This is a genomic window from Pseudoalteromonas luteoviolacea NCIMB 1944 (assembly GCF_001625565.1).
GTDB lineage: Bacteria > Pseudomonadota > Gammaproteobacteria > Enterobacterales > Alteromonadaceae > Pseudoalteromonas > Pseudoalteromonas luteoviolacea_F.
The window spans coordinates 17,874-33,967 of sequence record NZ_AUXS01000044.1 but is presented as its reverse complement, the minus strand read 5'-3'; the positions used below and the strand labels follow the sequence as shown (position 1 = coordinate 33,967).

Annotated in this window: 19 protein-coding genes; 11 read left to right on the top strand and 8 right to left on the bottom strand. The window is 41.6% G+C overall.

What is annotated here, in order from left to right:
- Positions 1-269 precede the first annotated feature (269 nt).
- Positions 270-677: a hypothetical protein gene (locus tag N483_RS17070; protein ID WP_023400053.1), complete on the top strand. Its 408-nt coding sequence runs from the start codon at positions 270-272 to the stop codon at positions 675-677.
- 212 nt (positions 678-889) lie between these two features.
- Entirely contained in the window at positions 890-1,858 is a 969-nt protein-coding gene (locus N483_RS17065; RefSeq protein ID WP_036976619.1) for a phosphatidylinositol transfer protein, read from the top strand.
- A 28-nt stretch (positions 1,859-1,886) separates the two neighbouring features.
- Here the strand turns inward: N483_RS17065 and N483_RS17060 are convergent, their stop codons facing one another.
- Together N483_RS17060 and N483_RS17055 are read right to left on the bottom strand one after the other, a co-directional pair.
- The gene (locus N483_RS17060; protein ID WP_080672620.1) at positions 1,887-2,936 is read right to left on the bottom strand and encodes a M48 family metallopeptidase; all 1,050 of its coding nucleotides are present in this window, start codon (positions 2,934-2,936) and stop codon (positions 1,887-1,889) included.
- On the bottom strand, positions 2,920-3,966 hold the full coding sequence (locus tag N483_RS17055) for a YjgN family protein (protein WP_023400050.1): 1,047 nt from the start codon (positions 3,964-3,966) through the stop codon (positions 2,920-2,922). The genes N483_RS17060 and N483_RS17055 overlap by 17 nt, the downstream gene beginning before the upstream one ends.
- A gap of 180 nt (positions 3,967-4,146) precedes the next feature.
- Between N483_RS17055 and N483_RS17050 the strand changes: the two genes are divergently transcribed.
- From N483_RS17050 to N483_RS17040, 3 genes are all read left to right on the top strand, one after another.
- Positions 4,147-5,019 (top strand): GNAT family N-acetyltransferase, encoded by an 873-nt coding sequence (locus N483_RS17050; protein WP_023400049.1) that lies wholly within the window; start codon positions 4,147-4,149, stop codon positions 5,017-5,019.
- An 83-nt stretch (positions 5,020-5,102) separates the two neighbouring features.
- The gene (locus N483_RS17045) at positions 5,103-5,957 is read left to right on the top strand and encodes a cupin domain-containing protein (protein ID WP_023400048.1); all 855 of its coding nucleotides are present in this window, start codon (positions 5,103-5,105) and stop codon (positions 5,955-5,957) included.
- 94 nt (positions 5,958-6,051) lie between these two features.
- Entirely contained in the window at positions 6,052-7,071 is a 1,020-nt protein-coding gene (locus tag N483_RS17040) for a tetratricopeptide repeat protein (RefSeq protein WP_023400047.1), read from the top strand.
- A 101-nt stretch (positions 7,072-7,172) separates the two neighbouring features.
- Here the strand turns inward: N483_RS17040 and N483_RS17035 are convergent, their stop codons facing one another.
- Together N483_RS17035 and N483_RS17030 are read right to left on the bottom strand one after the other, a co-directional pair.
- Positions 7,173-7,580 carry a hypothetical protein gene (locus N483_RS17035; RefSeq protein WP_023400046.1) on the bottom strand — a complete coding sequence of 136 codons (408 nt, stop codon included), beginning with the start codon at positions 7,578-7,580 and terminating at the stop codon, positions 7,173-7,175.
- Positions 7,581-7,634: 54 nt separating this feature from the next.
- Positions 7,635-8,180 carry a hypothetical protein gene (locus tag N483_RS17030; RefSeq protein WP_023400045.1) on the bottom strand — a complete coding sequence of 182 codons (546 nt, stop codon included), beginning with the start codon at positions 8,178-8,180 and terminating at the stop codon, positions 7,635-7,637.
- A gap of 134 nt (positions 8,181-8,314) precedes the next feature.
- Between N483_RS17030 and N483_RS17025 the strand changes: the two genes are divergently transcribed.
- Both N483_RS17025 and N483_RS17020 read left to right on the top strand, forming a co-directional pair.
- Positions 8,315-8,869 carry a GrpB family protein gene (locus tag N483_RS17025; RefSeq protein WP_023400044.1) on the top strand — a complete coding sequence of 185 codons (555 nt, stop codon included), beginning with the start codon at positions 8,315-8,317 and terminating at the stop codon, positions 8,867-8,869.
- 19 nt (positions 8,870-8,888) lie between these two features.
- Entirely contained in the window at positions 8,889-9,392 is a 504-nt protein-coding gene (locus N483_RS17020; RefSeq protein ID WP_155250775.1) for a pyridoxamine 5'-phosphate oxidase family protein, read from the top strand.
- 70 nt (positions 9,393-9,462) lie between these two features.
- Here N483_RS17020 and N483_RS17015 read toward each other — a convergent pair whose 3' ends face one another.
- The 4 genes from N483_RS17015 to N483_RS17000 form a co-directional block, all read right to left on the bottom strand.
- The gene (locus N483_RS17015) at positions 9,463-10,065 is read right to left on the bottom strand and encodes a DUF998 domain-containing protein (RefSeq protein ID WP_023400042.1); all 603 of its coding nucleotides are present in this window, start codon (positions 10,063-10,065) and stop codon (positions 9,463-9,465) included.
- 129 nt (positions 10,066-10,194) lie between these two features.
- Positions 10,195-10,989 carry a tetratricopeptide repeat protein gene (locus N483_RS17010; protein ID WP_023400041.1) on the bottom strand — a complete coding sequence of 265 codons (795 nt, stop codon included), beginning with the start codon at positions 10,987-10,989 and terminating at the stop codon, positions 10,195-10,197.
- Positions 10,990-11,279: 290 nt separating this feature from the next.
- Positions 11,280-11,879, bottom strand: coding sequence for a hypothetical protein (locus N483_RS17005; protein ID WP_155250774.1), 600 nt, complete (start codon positions 11,877-11,879; stop codon positions 11,280-11,282).
- A 249-nt stretch (positions 11,880-12,128) separates the two neighbouring features.
- A complete protein-coding gene (locus tag N483_RS17000; RefSeq protein ID WP_023400038.1) occupies positions 12,129-12,428 on the bottom strand; it encodes a helix-turn-helix domain-containing protein in 300 nt (99 codons plus the stop codon).
- Between the two features lie 110 nt (positions 12,429-12,538).
- Here N483_RS17000 and N483_RS16995 point away from each other — a divergent pair, with 110 nt between their 5' ends.
- The 4 genes from N483_RS16995 to N483_RS16980 all read left to right on the top strand — a co-directional run bounded on the left by N483_RS16995 (position 12,539) and on the right by N483_RS16980 (position 16,093).
- Entirely contained in the window at positions 12,539-13,048 is a 510-nt protein-coding gene (locus N483_RS16995) for a hypothetical protein (RefSeq protein ID WP_023400037.1), read from the top strand.
- 89 nt (positions 13,049-13,137) lie between these two features.
- A complete protein-coding gene (locus N483_RS16990) occupies positions 13,138-13,380 on the top strand; it encodes a hypothetical protein (protein WP_023400036.1) in 243 nt (80 codons plus the stop codon).
- 26 nt (positions 13,381-13,406) lie between these two features.
- On the top strand, positions 13,407-13,850 hold the full coding sequence (locus N483_RS16985) for a hypothetical protein (RefSeq protein WP_023400035.1): 444 nt from the start codon (positions 13,407-13,409) through the stop codon (positions 13,848-13,850).
- Positions 13,851-14,287: 437 nt separating this feature from the next.
- Positions 14,288-16,093 carry an ATP-binding cassette domain-containing protein gene (locus N483_RS16980; RefSeq protein WP_063383364.1) on the top strand — a complete coding sequence of 602 codons (1,806 nt, stop codon included), beginning with the start codon at positions 14,288-14,290 and terminating at the stop codon, positions 16,091-16,093.
- Position 16,094: the final 1 nt, after the last annotated feature.

Here is a 16,094-nt window from a genome sequence, read left to right as displayed (position 1 = left end):
CTTCTTTAGTGCTTGATTAACTTGATAGCACCATTTAATGTACCTAAATAGCTGATAATTGTTAAAATAGTGATATGTATAAGGGAATAGCTTGCACGATCGCATTTTTTGTTGGATACCTTCTTTGGGGAGGTCTTAGCAATGTCTGTGCAAATGGAATAAAGCAGTACACTCTAAGCACAACAAATAATTACTCCAATTCAGGTGTGGATACTAATTCCTCCTTGGCTCAAAGTGATAAAAAACACTTTGTCATCAACAGAGCTTCTATGAATGCGAGAAAGGCATTATTTGATGAGCATCAATATATTAGCCAAGCATACATTGAGTTTGATATTAGACGTATTAAAAATTTGCATATCTCTGATTTAGTTGCCTTTTATGTTCCACAGCAAAAGCGTAGTTACATGATTGTGATAAAAAACATTCAACAGACAAAGTTGGGTGGGTTGCGTATTGCAGGTTATTTCTCAGATGATGTACAGCGACATATTGCGCTTGAACTACAGTTAGATGGACGCTCTGTATCGGGGCGTTTACAAACAACCAAAGGCGAGTATCTGTTTCGCTCTCATGCGCAATACGGTTGGATTGCAGCTCAGTATGAAGGCAAAAAACAATATTTAAAATACCCCGATGAATTTGCCAAACCCAAAGATGTTGTTGCTAAAAAGTAATTAAGAACATTTTTTTTACATGGCTTGTCGGGGTAAAATATTTATCTGTTGAAGTGAAGTTAAGTATATATTTTTCATAGCTTTAATAGCCCTTTCATTAAATCATATCCATAAAACTTCCCAATTAAACTGGAAAAAGAAAAAATATTGTTAATAATTTTGTAATCTGGAGTATTTACTCTTAATGTGACGGAATTATGATGGAAACTTTAATGAGATTACTTGGTTACATTGCTTTAATAGCTAGCTTTTCGGGGGCTGCAAATGCACTACCTACCTGCCCAAACCTCGCTTGGCTAGAAGCTGAATTCGACGCCCCTATTATGCCTAGGGCGGATTACAACAATCGCCTCAATAAGTTAATTACATGGCTACCTGAGTTTCATATGTTGCACGATCGGGTTATCGCCGAAGGTACTTCAGTGGAGGTGACGGCGAAGTTTGATTACGGCGCTATTGCACATAAAGATCTTGAATACGAGACGGTGAAATTTTACATCCGTTCAGAGCAAGACTCCCAGTGGCGTTTTCTTGCTAATGCCCAAACCAATAGTGATGGTAAAGCGAGTGTATCTTTACCTGCACTTCAGGCTGGGCAATATCGAATTTTTGCGGGTGTCCCTGCGGATGGCACTGGCACTCAGGGCTATGTGACGGTTGTTCAGCCAGGCACTCAGGCGGTGCTGTTTGATATTGATGGTACGCTCACAGAGTCGGATGCTGAGCAGATTGGGGATTATACTGGGATTGATAGAGCCGATCAGAAGGAGGGGGCATATTCATTGGTGCGTCGTTATTTAGATCTCGGGTATCAACCCGTCTATTTGACGGCACGTGTATATTGGTACGTCAAAGGTACACGCAGCTGGCTGCATTGGACTGGGTTACCTCAAGGCTTTTTACGAGCATCTTCGAGTAATGAAACCAGCTTGTTTCGCACAGCAGAGTATAAAATCAATGAAATAAACCAATTGCAGGAACAAGGGCTGGATATCGTGCGTGCATATGGCAACGCAAAAACCGATGCAGAGGCATTTATTCGTGCTGGGTTAGGTAGCGCTAACAGCTTTACAATCGGAGCTGATGCTGGCCACTATGGAACAACCGCGATAGAAAATAATCACTATTATCACCATATAGATACGCATGTTGATGGCTTTGCTGCTGCGAAATGTGAGTAACTATTACCGCGTTGAAAAGCCAATATGGTCAATCTGTTTGATATGACTGAGCGTGTTTTATGCGCTCTTCTAGGCTAGGGTGGGTGGATAAGTACTCTAGCCATTTAGGTGCTGTTTGAGATGGAGCCTCGTTGTCGTGTGTCAGTGATTGTAAGCGTTGTAATGCTTGAGCAAAATCGTCATTTGAATGTCCCAAATGTGCTAGCCGATCCAGTGCAAATTGATCCGCTTCCCATTCCATCTCTTGTGAAAACTGCGCGCCCATGACCACATTTCCCGACCCAATTAACAGTTCAACGATCCCTTCCATATCACCGAATATAAAACTCATGGCGATCGTGCCTGCGAATGCTTGCGCGGCAAGTCTGATACTATGTTTTCTTTCTACATGCCCTATTTCGTGGAGGAGAACCGCGCGAATTGCACTAGGATTATCTTTCAGCGCTTCAATTAAGTCATCGGTAAGTACAATTTGGCCGTGAGGTAGTGCGAATGCATTCGCACCAAAATGCTCAGAATCATAAATACTCAGTTGATACTGATCGTCAGACAAATCTAAAGCTTTGAGCGCATCCTTCCAAAGCGTATGGACTTGTTGTTGGGTGCCTAGGGGGAGCTCGCTAGGTGACAAGAAGCTTTCTTCAATCACGTACATAGATTGCTGGCCCATTGTATCTACTACCGATTCAGGTACATATTCGACAAGCCAAACCGCGGAAGCTGGCACAACTTTAAACAACAGCGCATATATCAATAACGGCGTTAGTATTAGTGCCGATAGGATCACCATTGTGTGGCGCTCTAAACTTGCGATACTTGTGGGTGAGGCTCGACCGGGCCAAACAAAGTTGGGATCATTGGGCACAAAACGCTCACCAGATGGCAGTGTGGCTTGTACAGGTACGCCGGGAATTGACGTCGACAAAGTCAAAGCGTCTAACGCACATTTAGCCGCACGGTTTTCTCCGTAGTGAATATGCAATTGACCATTTTCGAGCAGCGCTTCTACTTTAAATGCAGTGCTGTTCGAAAACGGATAGAGTAAGCCTGAGACACGCATACTAGGTAAGAGATACATCTATATCAAACAGCGTTGCGGCTTCATCCCCCAGAGAGGACTCTGCGTTATCTAGGGTATCGAAGACATTATCCGCACCTGCCAACATTGTGAGCGCGCTGGCGCTGGCTAGAATTTTTGCTTTGCGCACTTTTGCCCAAGGGTAAGCAAACCCAAGCGTAGCGGCAATAGCGAGGATATTGGTCACTTCTACAACGGCAAACTTCGCCGGAGATAGATCAGAGTGTAGTTCGGCGACTTGGTCAATCGACGTACTGTTAAAAATGTGGTTTCTAATCATCGCCTGATAAATGGCTTTTAATAAGTATATACACGCAAAGTAAGCAGGTATCAAAATGAACAATACTTGTGAAGAACCCGCAAGGGTACCGCCAACTGCAAAGACCCCACCCAGCACCAGTGGAATGGCTACTAATGAGCAGAGTAAAGTCGTGACTGCTGCGCTAAAGTATGTGCTAGTAGATAACGTGGTTGCAAATGGCTTATCACCAAATTGAATATTATTGCAAAGGTATTCATCTATCTTTTTCAAAACCCAAGGCATCAATAGGTACAGTGTAAATACGCTCAGGATGGGGAGTAAGACAAAGACTTTAAAAGCACCGCCGTAACTGCCGTTGAAGCTAAAACGGATGTTTCTGAAGCGAGTCATTCGCATATTGAACTTGAAACTCTGATTGATGAACCAAGGTGCGAGAAAGGTCAAAGAAATTGCCAAAGCAGCACCAACGATCGGGAAGTAATGAATACAAAACATATAGGCAACCAATAACAGCGCTGCAATAACCCGGCCGGTTAATATTTGTATAGGTGTGGCTAAATATTCAAAGCGATGACCATCAATACTCGTGTTATTGTAAAAATATTGCTTTGTACGCACTGTTGCCCATGCTGAGTATATGCCTAAAGTTGCGATACTCAATAATAGGTTAACAATCCAAATTCCAAAAAAATCTCGGCTGTTGCCTGAAAATCGAACAAGCTTAGGGGTGTGAGGGCCTGATTGAACAGGTGAATTAGCAAAATCCATTAAAAAAACTCTCCTTTAAATATGTGTACATAATACACCCAACGTACCAAAAAAGGCAACGCTTTGGCGCAGGAGAGCAGGTTTTAAAGTGAGTTTATTGCGTTGTAGTTGAAATTCGTTATTTGTTGATTAAGCTGTAAAAATGTTTAGGTGTGGTAAAAGTAAATCAGAGGTAGAAGCATGGAAAAGGATAATTTTGTCATTAGGGCGATGCACAAAAGTGAAGTGGATATTGCCATTAATTGGGCTGCGCAAGAGGGTTGGAATCCCGGTGACTGCGATGCATTGAGCTATTATTGTGCTGATCCACATGGATTCTTGATTGGTCTATTAAATAATCAACCTATTGCAGTTATTTCAGCGATTAAATATGACACAGCTTTTGGTTTTATAGGTTTTTACATTGTAAAACCTGAATTTCGTGGGCAGGGCTATGGCTACCAAATTTGGCAAGCGGCTATGGCCTATTTGTCAGGGTGTAATGTGGGTCTAGATGGGGTCGTCACACAGCAAGATAACTATCGTAAGTCAGGGTTTGAACTCGCGTATCGCAATATTAGATATGAAGGTGTGTTGGAAACGGCGCATTTCAAAAATCAGTCTCAACCAGACGGCGCCACGATTTGCGAAGTAGATGAAGATTTAATTGAAGGTTATGAAACCCAGTTTTTCCCTGCCCAAAGGGCGCGTTTTAATCTCCAGTGGCGAGCTCAGTCTAATGCGTGTGCTTTGAACCTTAAAAAAAGCGGCAAAATATGTGGCTATGGCGTGATTCGGGCGTGCCAAACCGGCTATAAAATCGGACCATTATATGCGGACTGTGCACAAAACGCGAAGGCACTTGCACTGGCACTGATCTCGGAAGTTGAAAAAAACGTCGCTGGACCTGTGACTGTATTTATTGATACGCCAGAGCAAAACAGTGCTGCCGTTGCGGTCGCCGAGTCGTTAGGTATGAGTATTGCTTTTGAAACTGCGCGCATGTATACGGGGAAATTTCCAGACTTGCCAATTGGCCAGACGTTTGGCGTAGCCTCATTTGAAATTGGCTAACAGATTATTCCTTTGCATTTGCCACTTGTCCTAAGTGTGATGCATACAATTAGATTAAAAATTTTGAGGTTATTAGGAAGTCTATGACAGTACCCAATGCGATATTTATTCTTTTTAGGGGTGATGACATAACGCCTCAAGCACGTTATTTTGCTCCGCCATCATTGCAACACGAAGGGTATATACACGCTTGCAAAGCTGAGCAAGTTCACGATGTATATCAGCGTTTTTATTTGGGTTTGGATGCGGTTAAGGTTGCAGTGATTGATCTTCGTCTGATAGAGGCTCAGGTGGTTTTTGAAGCGCCATCAGAAGCCATTGGCAATCACACAGAATTCCCCCATATTTATGGTAAACTTAATACAAGTGCTATTGTAGATACTATTGAATACCCACACTTTACACACCAAGATATTGTATTAGATATACTGGATGTATTGGCTCACTATCGCTTTGAACGTTTGCCAGTAGAAGGTACTTTGTATAAAAGCACTTGGCGTGCAACTGAGGAGTTAGACAGTAACGAGCCAATAGGTACAGCGATGATTGGCATGTACTGCCATGTATTGAAAAGCGTATCTTGTTTTCATCGTTTAACACACGACGAAATTTGGCACTTTTATCAAGGTGATGCATTTAATCTGTATTTGCTCCACCCCGATGGGCACTCAGAAACTGTGGTTATGGGGAATGACTTTAAACAAGGTCAAAAAATCCAGTACCGAATACCAGCAGGCGTTTGGCAAGCTGGGGAGTTGGTAGGATCAGGAAAATATGCGCTGTTTGGGTGCACTATGGCTCCTGGGTTTACCGGTTCGTGCTTTGAAGCCGCAGATCATAGAGCTTTAAAAAACAAGTATCCGGCTATGGCTGAAATTTTTGAGAGGTTGGCAGTCAACAATCATGAGACGAAAATGCCAAAGGGGTTTGCAAGTTAGCTAAACAGATTATGACCAAACGCCAAATTCGCATTTGGTCTATTTGTATTGTTCCTCTGTATTGAAGCAGTGACAAATTAATAGGAACTTGGTTTTGATAAATAAGGTTGTATTCATCGTAGCCGGGCTGCTGTTTTCAGCTGTGCTTGAGGCAAAACCATCTGTTGAGAAGCAAATGGAGGTATTACAAGAAGCTGAAGACTACTTGACTGTAAAACCTTCACACTCACTGCGTCTGTTGAATACAATGTCGCACCGTGATGTACTGCCTGTAGCACTCAAGATCCGCTGGCATATTATACGGGTTAGAGCCTCTGTTCCAACCAACCAGCTCAACATGCTGGAGGGATCCCTAAAAGCACTGTTTGAATTTGAAACGCACTCCTATTTTCTGAATAAATTACCAACTGTGTTGAGTGCGTTGGGTATTTGGCTGCGTAGAAAAGGCTATCTTGCAGAAGCGGACATGAGTTTGCAGTGTGCGCTCAAACATGCTCAAGGGGATGCTCAGAGGCTAACGTTAATAAATAGTCGTGCACTGGTTGCAAGGCATATGGAAGACCACCAAAAAGCCATTAAGTTATACCAGCGTGCGGCAAGATTGGCGAAGGAACTGCAACATCGTTCTATGTCGGCGACGATTAACAATAATATGGGGGCAATCGCATTAGACCGAGCTGACTATGTGAGATCCGACCGTTATTTTAGAGCGGCTCTTGAAGGGTATCAAAGCGTCGATAAACGTTCAGGCTATATTACCGCAGGAGTGAATTTACTCTTTCTGTTTGTGCTCAAAGGTGAGGCATTAAATTATCAACGCCTTTATTCACCGATAAAAGCGATGACAGATGCCTTTCCCAATCAGTCTAAAAAAGCATTTTTGCACTGGATCAATACGGCACATGCGGTACAACAAGGTGCAAAGTTATCCACCGAAGAGCGCCAAGCGCTGCTGAACTATTTTGCACAACTTGAAAGTACCAAGGTTAAAATTCTGGTTGCCAAACATTTAGCGCCGATTGTGCAAATTGACGTACCAAAGATCTCTGTAGAAAAAGCACCGCCATTTGAAGCAAAGTGGTTTGATAAAGTTCGCTCATGCGAGTGGTTGTAATGGCGTCATTAAGTTTAGGTCAGTAGTGTCAGCTTAATAGTTATGATGGACGATTTCTCAGCGAACCAAGGCGGTGATTAATCTTTCACCGCCCGATTGAACTAAACGTCATAGCTATTTGAAATTCTAAAGAACTGTCTAATACGTGAATCACTATAGCACCAAGTAAAAAAGGCATTTCCTTCATCTATTGCTGCTTCAATAACCGCATCACTGAACGGCGAGTTTTGGCTGACAATTAATCTCACTCGGTCTTGAAAGAGATCTGCAATTTTTTCCACCTGTTGCATTTCGACATCAGTAAAAGGGTGGCTATATCCCCCTTTGGCAGAACTCGCATCGCCAGCGCTCCCGTGATAACCAACATAAATTTTAAGTGGCCTTTGTGATGTTGCTAGCGAGTTGATGGTCGCTTCGTGCTTTTTTAAAGCAGTGTAAAAGTCATTGACGTCACCTGTGCCCGTATTTGTGACTATTCCACCGGTATAAAACTTAAAATCTATAGTCATAATGATTCCCCTTGAGTACAAAGACTTTGATATACATTGAAAAATAATTACAGCTTATGGACGTGAGCGCTCAAATTGTGCGACCTTGATAGGAGCGCCTCTTCTGGCTAAAAATGTACGCCCCTTGGTTTTCTTGTCGTCACTGACGTCGCCGTCTTCTCCCATATCTATGATGTACTTTTTATCGATAATGAGTGTCAATGTGACTCCGGGCCAGTCAAACGCTAAACTCCCTTGGTAAAATTCATAAAGCTGCCTGTTTTCGAAAAGGTCGGCGAGGTTGCTCCATGCCTGTTGGTAATTGGACGCTGTTAGGTCATGCCAAGAGGTATTTCTTGGGTGAGAAGGAACATATGCACTTTCATTGTTCCCTTTTTGTTTTGTGTAATCCTCATCGACTAAGGTTTGTTCGCTGAGTGTGGCCGATCTGTCCTCATCCCAACCACCAACACCTTTGTCATGGTACAAAATCATATAGGCTTCGATAGGGTGACATAATCTGCGAACGACAAAACAGTTATTTTGTATATATTCTTTGATTTTATCTGGGGTATTACTTTCATTTTCTTCTAAAGCAATGATGGAGTTGCTTCTTTTCAATGGGTTGCTTTCCACTATAACCACCAATTAGACTTAAGCGTTGGTATCTCCATTATGAAAATAAATGAGGTATAAAACACGGCGAAATGGGCTAGATAGTCATGGGAATAAATGAATAACGCATAGGTACAGCAATGAGCCAAATAGAAATTGTAGATTATAGTCCTGTTTGGGCTGAAGAGTTTAAATCGATTGCAGCAGCTTTAAAGCAAGCTTTAGGTGACCTTGCTGTCGCGATTGATCATATCGGCTCGACCTCCGTTCCTGGGTTAGCGGCCAAAGATGTAATAGACATTCAAGTAAGTGTAAAGGCCCTTGACGATCAGAAGATCGTAAACGCTTTGAGTGAGTCAGGGTATAGATACAGAGCAGATATTACCCGCGACAATCTCATTGGTTATGATGAGGGGGATTTGAATATGCAAAAAATGTACTTTCGCGCCCCACAAGGGCAGCGAAAAATTCATATTCATATTCGAGAAATAGGCAGAGTTAACCAAGCTTATGCGCTGTTATTTCGGGACTTTTTACGTGATAACCCCGTTGTGTCAAAAGCTTATGAAAAGATCAAACGGGAGCTGGCGCTGCGATTCCCCAACGATGAGAGCGCTTATTACGCGATTAAAGATCCCTATATGGATACTATTTTTAGTGTTGCTTGTATGAATAAACAAGTAAATCAGGTTTAATAAAATAAGTTAATAATCAATGAGCGAGCTAGATATGGATATAGAAACGGATTGGTCAGAAATAAAGTCTTTGTTTAAGTGCTCTTTTAAGTCTTCTTTTCATTATGCGATTGCCAGTGTTACGGACGATGGCGAACCGCATATTACGCCCATAGGCTCTTTAATCTTAGCGGAGCCTGGCAAAGGCTACTATTTTGAAAAGTTCACCAAGCAATTACCTAGCAATGGGCGGACGCAGCCAAAAATTTGTGTATTGGCTGTCAACGGTGGCATGTGGTTTTGGCTAAAATCCTTGATTAAAGGGGAGTTTGGCAGCCAACCTGCGGTGAGGCTGTATGGTACATTGGGCGTATTGCGTGATGCGACTGATTCAGAAAAAGCGCGTTTTCAACGGCGCGTAAAAAGCACACGTTTTACCAGAGGGTATAAGTTGCTGTGGAAAGATATGTCTAAAGTCAGAGAGATTGAATTTGATAGAGTCGAACAAGTTAAGATTGGTGCTATGACTAAACGTTTCTTTTAATGTCTAACGCCTTCTTAATGACCCTCTGCTTTGGCACTTGTTATCGTTCAATCAGCAGAGGGACTTTTGCCTAAGAGGCCTGCCACAGCAGCAAAGATAGCGCTGCCAACCAAACAAGTTTTATCCAGTAGGAAAGACGCTGATACAAGCCTAAATTCAACCTTAGCTTATATGCTCGAGACAACTTATATAAATAGAAAAATGCGGCGCCGGCAGATAAGCCAGAAAAAACCCGAAATTCAATCGCTAGATCACTGAAGGCGGTAATAATTGGGGCGATAAATAAAGACAGCAACATGATAAACCCAGCGTGGGAGTGGATTTGGCAGTTCAGGGTTGGTGCTTCAGTATAAGGGTCTTTGTCCATGGGAAAAAATCCGGCAACCCAAGTGCCGATACCATGTATGATAATTAACCAGCCAACAAAAATCAGTGATAGCGTATCGCTTGCTGCTTGTGTCACTGCCCAGCCAAACACGCAAAATAATACGCCTAAAGGATAGTTATTGATTAGTGGAGAAAGTTTTTCTGTCGGACTACCTGCCGCGCCAAGTTCGCTACAAAATTGCGTTTTGTGATTGTAGTTTGGGTAAAACCGCCCGGCAATATAGACACCAAGGGTGATCCAAATTGTAGCTAGCAAGCCAGCCAGCAGTAAGATGTTACCTTCCATGGGATACCTCCTGTATTTTAATATTTATTTTATTGATGTTCAAAATAAAATACGTGAATGGCTTGAGGGTGTCAATGTACAGCTTAAAAGATGATGTTTAAAAACGATGATTCTTAATGTAGGTATAGGTTAAAGTGTCGTTTCTTGGAGTTTGATATATATTTCTTCAAAAACCTGCTTTTGCTCAGGGAAGCTCTCCATTCCCTGTTTAAAGGTGGCCATTGCCCGTTCGTAGTCTTCTAGGTTGATGTAGCACATCCCTTTGTAATATTGGGCCGTCGTACCTGCAGGGTGGATCTCTAAAGATTGATTAAAATAGTCTATAGCGGTAGCAAAATCACCCATATCCATATAGGCAAAACCAATATTGTCTATAGCTTCAAAGTAAAGAGGGTAGATATTGATTGCTTGACGATAAGCTTCTATTGCTTGTTTGTACTGGGCGGCTTGATTTAGTGCATAGCCTTTAGTGTAGAGTGTATTTGCCCTAAAAATGAGGTCATCTACTTTTTGATTCGTCACTTCTGCATACTTGTTAAAATCATTATGTTTTAAGTAGCTAATATAGCCTTTTAACTCAGGTTTTAGCGGCACCTCATGTCCGATAAATTGCCATTTTTGCGCTAATTTTGCGTGGGCAATGGTTGAGTGGTAGGCCGATATAGGGAGCGCTCGCAATTGCTTGAGGGCAGGTTTGTCTGTGACAGGTTGATAACGCAATACATGGATAGTAGAAGATTGTGCGTTTGTATCAATATCAAGAATTTTAGCTGTGTGCCATAGATCACCATCTTTAATTGTGAATACATCACCAATTTTATAGTGGTAGGTTACTTTATAGTAAGCATTGCTGGCATGTGCGTCCGGTGTAAACACTAAGAGATAAGTAAACAGTAAAATAAATGAGATCAAGACGTTGTGCATTCTAAATATACTTATAATTATAAATTGCTATGGTGTAAGTAAATACTGACTCATCTTCTGTTTATGGTGGCGGATTCTCTCAGATATATATCGCTTTGTCATCAAAAAAAGGCCGTTTGAGAGCTTTTTATTAAGAAATGATATTATTCATAATAACAAAATAAACATCCATTGAAAAAATGTTTAAACTTTGTACAGGTTGGGTTGTAAAGTGCTCAAAATGGAGACTGTGCTGTAACATAGTGGCGCCTACTGTTGCCAAAAGGGTTTTTGCTGCCTTGATGCTGTGATCAGCTCCCTATTTCAGCTGGTTCCTGTAATTTACTTGTATCAATTTCTACCACGAACAGCATCGATATCAACAGTGCACACAAGATGGCACGCAATGTATAGGCGATGATCTCATAGCTATCATATATAATGGTTAGCTTCGTTAGCACGCCGAAAAAATCATTGTTAAAGCCCAGATCTATGGCATTTCTCAATAAATTCTCGATGAGCATCAGTGCCATCAAAATTGCTGTTAAAAACAGCGAAAAAGCAATAAGGCCCTCAGCGTAGGTTGGCGCGACATGGGGCACCTGATTGAAAAAGTGTTTAGTTAACCTAACTCTGAGCAGCAAAAGGAAACTCGTACTGAGAAATAAAGTGAATTGCACGCCGTAGACAATAGTGCCAAGCCATATCATTGGTAGGGTATCTGACTCGAGAGGTATCAGATAGTTAAATGAGGTGAACTCAAATAGTGACATTGCCAGTATTAAGATGGCAATGGATTTGGCATTGATGTTGTCTATTCTCAAAAGTAATACGCCAAAGCAACAAGAGATTGTAGCGAGCGACATAAACACCCAATCGTACGAATAGACAAACACTAAGGCTATGATCATAGAAATTGCACAAGAAATGCGCAAAACGCTCATGAGTTGAGAGCTTATTGTTGTCGGTTCGTTAGTGTGGTCGGTTTAACTGGTTTCGTTGTCGGTCGTTTAGTTTTATATGCGCCACAAACAAGGTTGTAATTGTCAGGAGTGAGGAGTTTTTCTTGGAGTGGTATTTTCATGTTTATTTTCCCTATACTTGCCGTATTAACTCAATCCGGCTTAGTTATTTCAGCGATTGTAATTGAAACCCACACGCTACTTTTCGTGTTTGAGTTTGTTGACTTTGCGATATCTGTGCAAGTTGTTTTCTACTACTAGCTCACGCAAAGTCTGGAGTTGCTCTTCTATGGCGCTTAAATCAAATCTACATGCAAGTGACCATTTTAAATAGTCTTTGTATTTAATATCACTGACACCATTTTCATAGTTAATGATTGTTGCTTCGCTGGTACCGAGCACCTTGGCCATTTGCTTTTGAGTCTTGTTTGCTGCAAGCCTCATTACCTTTAAGTCACTTAAGCTTTGCTCATCGTGCGGCCGAACAGTTTTATTCAATGTCTCGCCCTACATATAAAAATGTTAATTAATCTAAAGATTTTTAGATGTTTAAGCATTTATTATAAAAATGTTAAAATATGTAAATACTATATATGGAGCATAGCTGAATGACAAGGATAGAACATGACATTACGTTGATAAATAGGTTTCAAAGCACGGTTGAGCAACGCTTGAATAACCAAGTGAAAAGCCGATGTGTAGACATGTTGTCGACGGATAAATGCCCGGTGGTGAGTTACCAGCCTTTGTATAGCAAGCGGCCACCAATGTGGGTTATCTATACTCAGATGGGAGAATATCAGTTTCAGTCATTAGAAAGTCTTTACACCCGCATGTCTGCGCAATTATTACGTGTGGTTTTAAATACGGGTTGTCAGCCTAGCAATATCACGGTGTGTGTCACCCTCAAGGGTATTGGCAACAAGTGTAACAGTGGTTTTTTGCTCACATTGGCAGAGTTAGTTAGTGGTGTGGATGAATACGAAGCTAAAAGTCGAGTGCAATCAGATTTTGGGGTGGCAGCGCAGCTGATTGATATGCTCAATGGGGTTGATCCCTTGATTAAGGCTATGGTCAAAGCGACATGTATTGACTCATCCGTAATACAGGTTGTGTAACTTAGTGCATGGCGGCAGTATCAGGCTATTGCGAAGAAACAAAAGATCCACTAGAATCGGAAAAAAGCTGGATATTTTATGGAGTTTTTATGGCGGATTCGAAGAAGACAGAAGTTAGATTTTCAGTAGATGCAGATTATTTAGCTGCACTGCAAAGCAGGCTAGGGCTGAAAAAATCTAGCGATCTAACCAAAGTTGCATTAACGTTGTTAGACTGGGCATCAGACGAAGTCGTCCATGATAGAACGATTTTATCCGCAAACAAACAGGGCAAAGACATACATCGTCTTGTCATACCTGAGTTAAATAATATCTCCAAATCCAATCTCTAAAAACCAAATTAGTAATGAGTTAAGTCATGTCTTCAAGTGCACAGGACTGCACACAATCGCCGCAATCCACCTCACAAGAGTCTTGGCAAGATATTGATCTTGCATCTGCACAGGATTATACCCCTGAAGATGCCCCTGTTTCAGAGCCGCTCACTGGCAAAGAAAAGGCTGGCGTAAAATTAACTTGGGGGATCATTTGCATATTGATCGGGTTTTTGGTGGTCATCCTAATTATTTTTATGTGGGGTGAATATCAGTTTTTTACCGCAATGCGAGATACGCAGCAATTGATGCTTACGAATCAGCTAGCCAGCTCAGACTTTTTAGATCAGCTAACTCAACAGAGAAACGATTTTCGCGCTTTTTGGTTTGATACGTTACAGCTCATATTACTCAACGTATTGTTTCCAACGTTAACGGCTTTACTTGGCTATGTATTTGGTACTAGTCGAAATGGCGGTGGCAATTAGGCTTGTTGGGCGCTATCGATAAGTATCTGTTAGCTAATAGAAAAGAATGAGTTCCAGCCATTAAAAGTGAATATTATTGTTATTCTATGGGCAGATCTTTGATTGTTAAGTGTACGAGTTTGTTTATAAGTCGGCTATTTTATTGCCTGACTATGAATAAACTTTTAGTGTGAGGCTACTCAATTCGTTTTGAATTACATTAGTTGCATATTAGACATGAAATAAATTAAGTTGATCTGTAGAGTAATACTTGTAGTCTTTACTCATTCTTTATGGTGAGTTTTGTTTAAAGGAGTGAGGCTTGTTTGATGCAAAACAAGTTCTCTTAAACAAAACTTGCTTTTGACCACAAGGCAATTGCATTGCCCTGTTACATAAATATTATCTGGCTAGCCGTTCGGCCCTAAATTAAAAACGCATTTCAAGGAGCTGTTTATATGCGTGTTGAGCCTTATAGCGTCGAGGAAAGCATAAATCCTTGGTCTGTTTTTGTTTCGTTCTTGGCAACTTGCAAGGGCAAAGTGACTCTGGTGTTGAGCTTAGCTACTTCGATCAGTCTTATAGAACTAATGTCTGTCTATCTTTTATTTTTGTCTATTCAGGCGTTACTTTTACCGTCGACCAGTTCAGTCGATAAATTGACCTGGATTGTTGTGGGTTTAGTGGGGGCAATATTGATCAAGTCTGCATTGGGTATGGCTGCGTATTATTTTAGCCATCAAATTGCGTTGAAAGCATTGACTGAACTTAGACTGATGCTGGTAAATAGGTTTGCTGCCTTATCACAGAAATGCTTATCACAACATCAACCAGAAGAGCTTAAATATCTCCTAACTGAGGATATGAAGAAGTTAGAAGTTGTAATTTCACGGCACAGTGTTGAGCTTTTACAGGCAGTTATATCTTCTTTGATGATAGTTATTGCTCTGTATTTTATTGATTGGCGGTTGGCATTAAGTATCGTAGCAGTAGCTTCTATGGCGTTATTAGTTTCTAGGTTATTCATGTCTAAAATGGCGTCATACCAAGCGAAAGCCAAGGGTGCAGAGGAGGGGCTCAATTCGGCATTGATTGATTATGTAAAATACGCCCCTTTGGCGAAGGCGCATGGTTTAGATAGTCAGTATTTTACTACTTTAAGTAATAAAGCCGCCAACTATAATGATGCCGCCCTTTGCTTTGTCGAGCAAGAGGTGCGTAACCGAGCGCTGTGCTCAGCATTGTTAGGTTCCTCTTTCATTTTTATGCTGCCAACTGCTATTTGGTTGCACAGCGTTGAGTTATTAACCTTAGAGCTTGTGGTTTTAAGTATATTATTGGTCATGAGCATGGTCGCACCAATACTCAGTATTTATTATCTTTTAAAGAAATTCAGCGGGTTGCAAGATAGCATCCAGCGTATTATGCCTTGGTATGTTAACCAATATTCAAGCCGAAAAAGCGCCCCGCAAGCAATTGACTTAAAGTATCCGCAGCTACAATTTTACCATGTCGGTTTCAATTACAAGCAACACTCGATACTGAGTAATGTGCACTTTGAGCTACGCCCAAATACGATCAATGTGGTCTTTGCTGGGGCTGGCAGCGGGAAGTCCACTTTGGCTATGTTAGCCAGTGGTTTGATATCTCCTTCATCAGGTCGAGTGCAGCTGTACGGCAAAGATGTATCGGAGTTATCGGATAGTGAGCGGGCAAATGACATGGGAGTGGTTACGCAGGCGTGCTACCTATTTGAAGGGTCTGTACGTGACAATATTTTGCTTGGGCGAAGTGGAGTGAGCACTGCAGCGCTTGAGCATGCGATAGTGGCATCTCAACTCAAACCCTGGTTGCAGCAGCAAACTAGTGGTCTAGAAACCCAGCTCCAAGCGCAGGGTAAAAACTTGTCTTGTCGTGAAAAGATACGTATTGCGATCGCAAGGGCCCTCATCAGTGCACCTCCTTTGGTGATCATCGATGATGCGGATTTGGCAATGGATAACCAAACCCATGCCAAATTCTATCAGACATTGAAAGGCCATTACCCAAATACGACCTTTTTGGTTTTTACATGCACATATCTCGGCCTTGAAAACGGTCAACAAATTAATGTGCTTCGCAATGGAGAAGTTATTTCGCAAGGCACACATGAAGCTCTGTTAGCACGGTGTGACCACTACGCAAAGGGTTGGCAATTACAGAGGAAAGAAGATGCTACAACAGTTTCAACTTCTCACACTCCATTGGAAAGTTTCGAGCACTAAA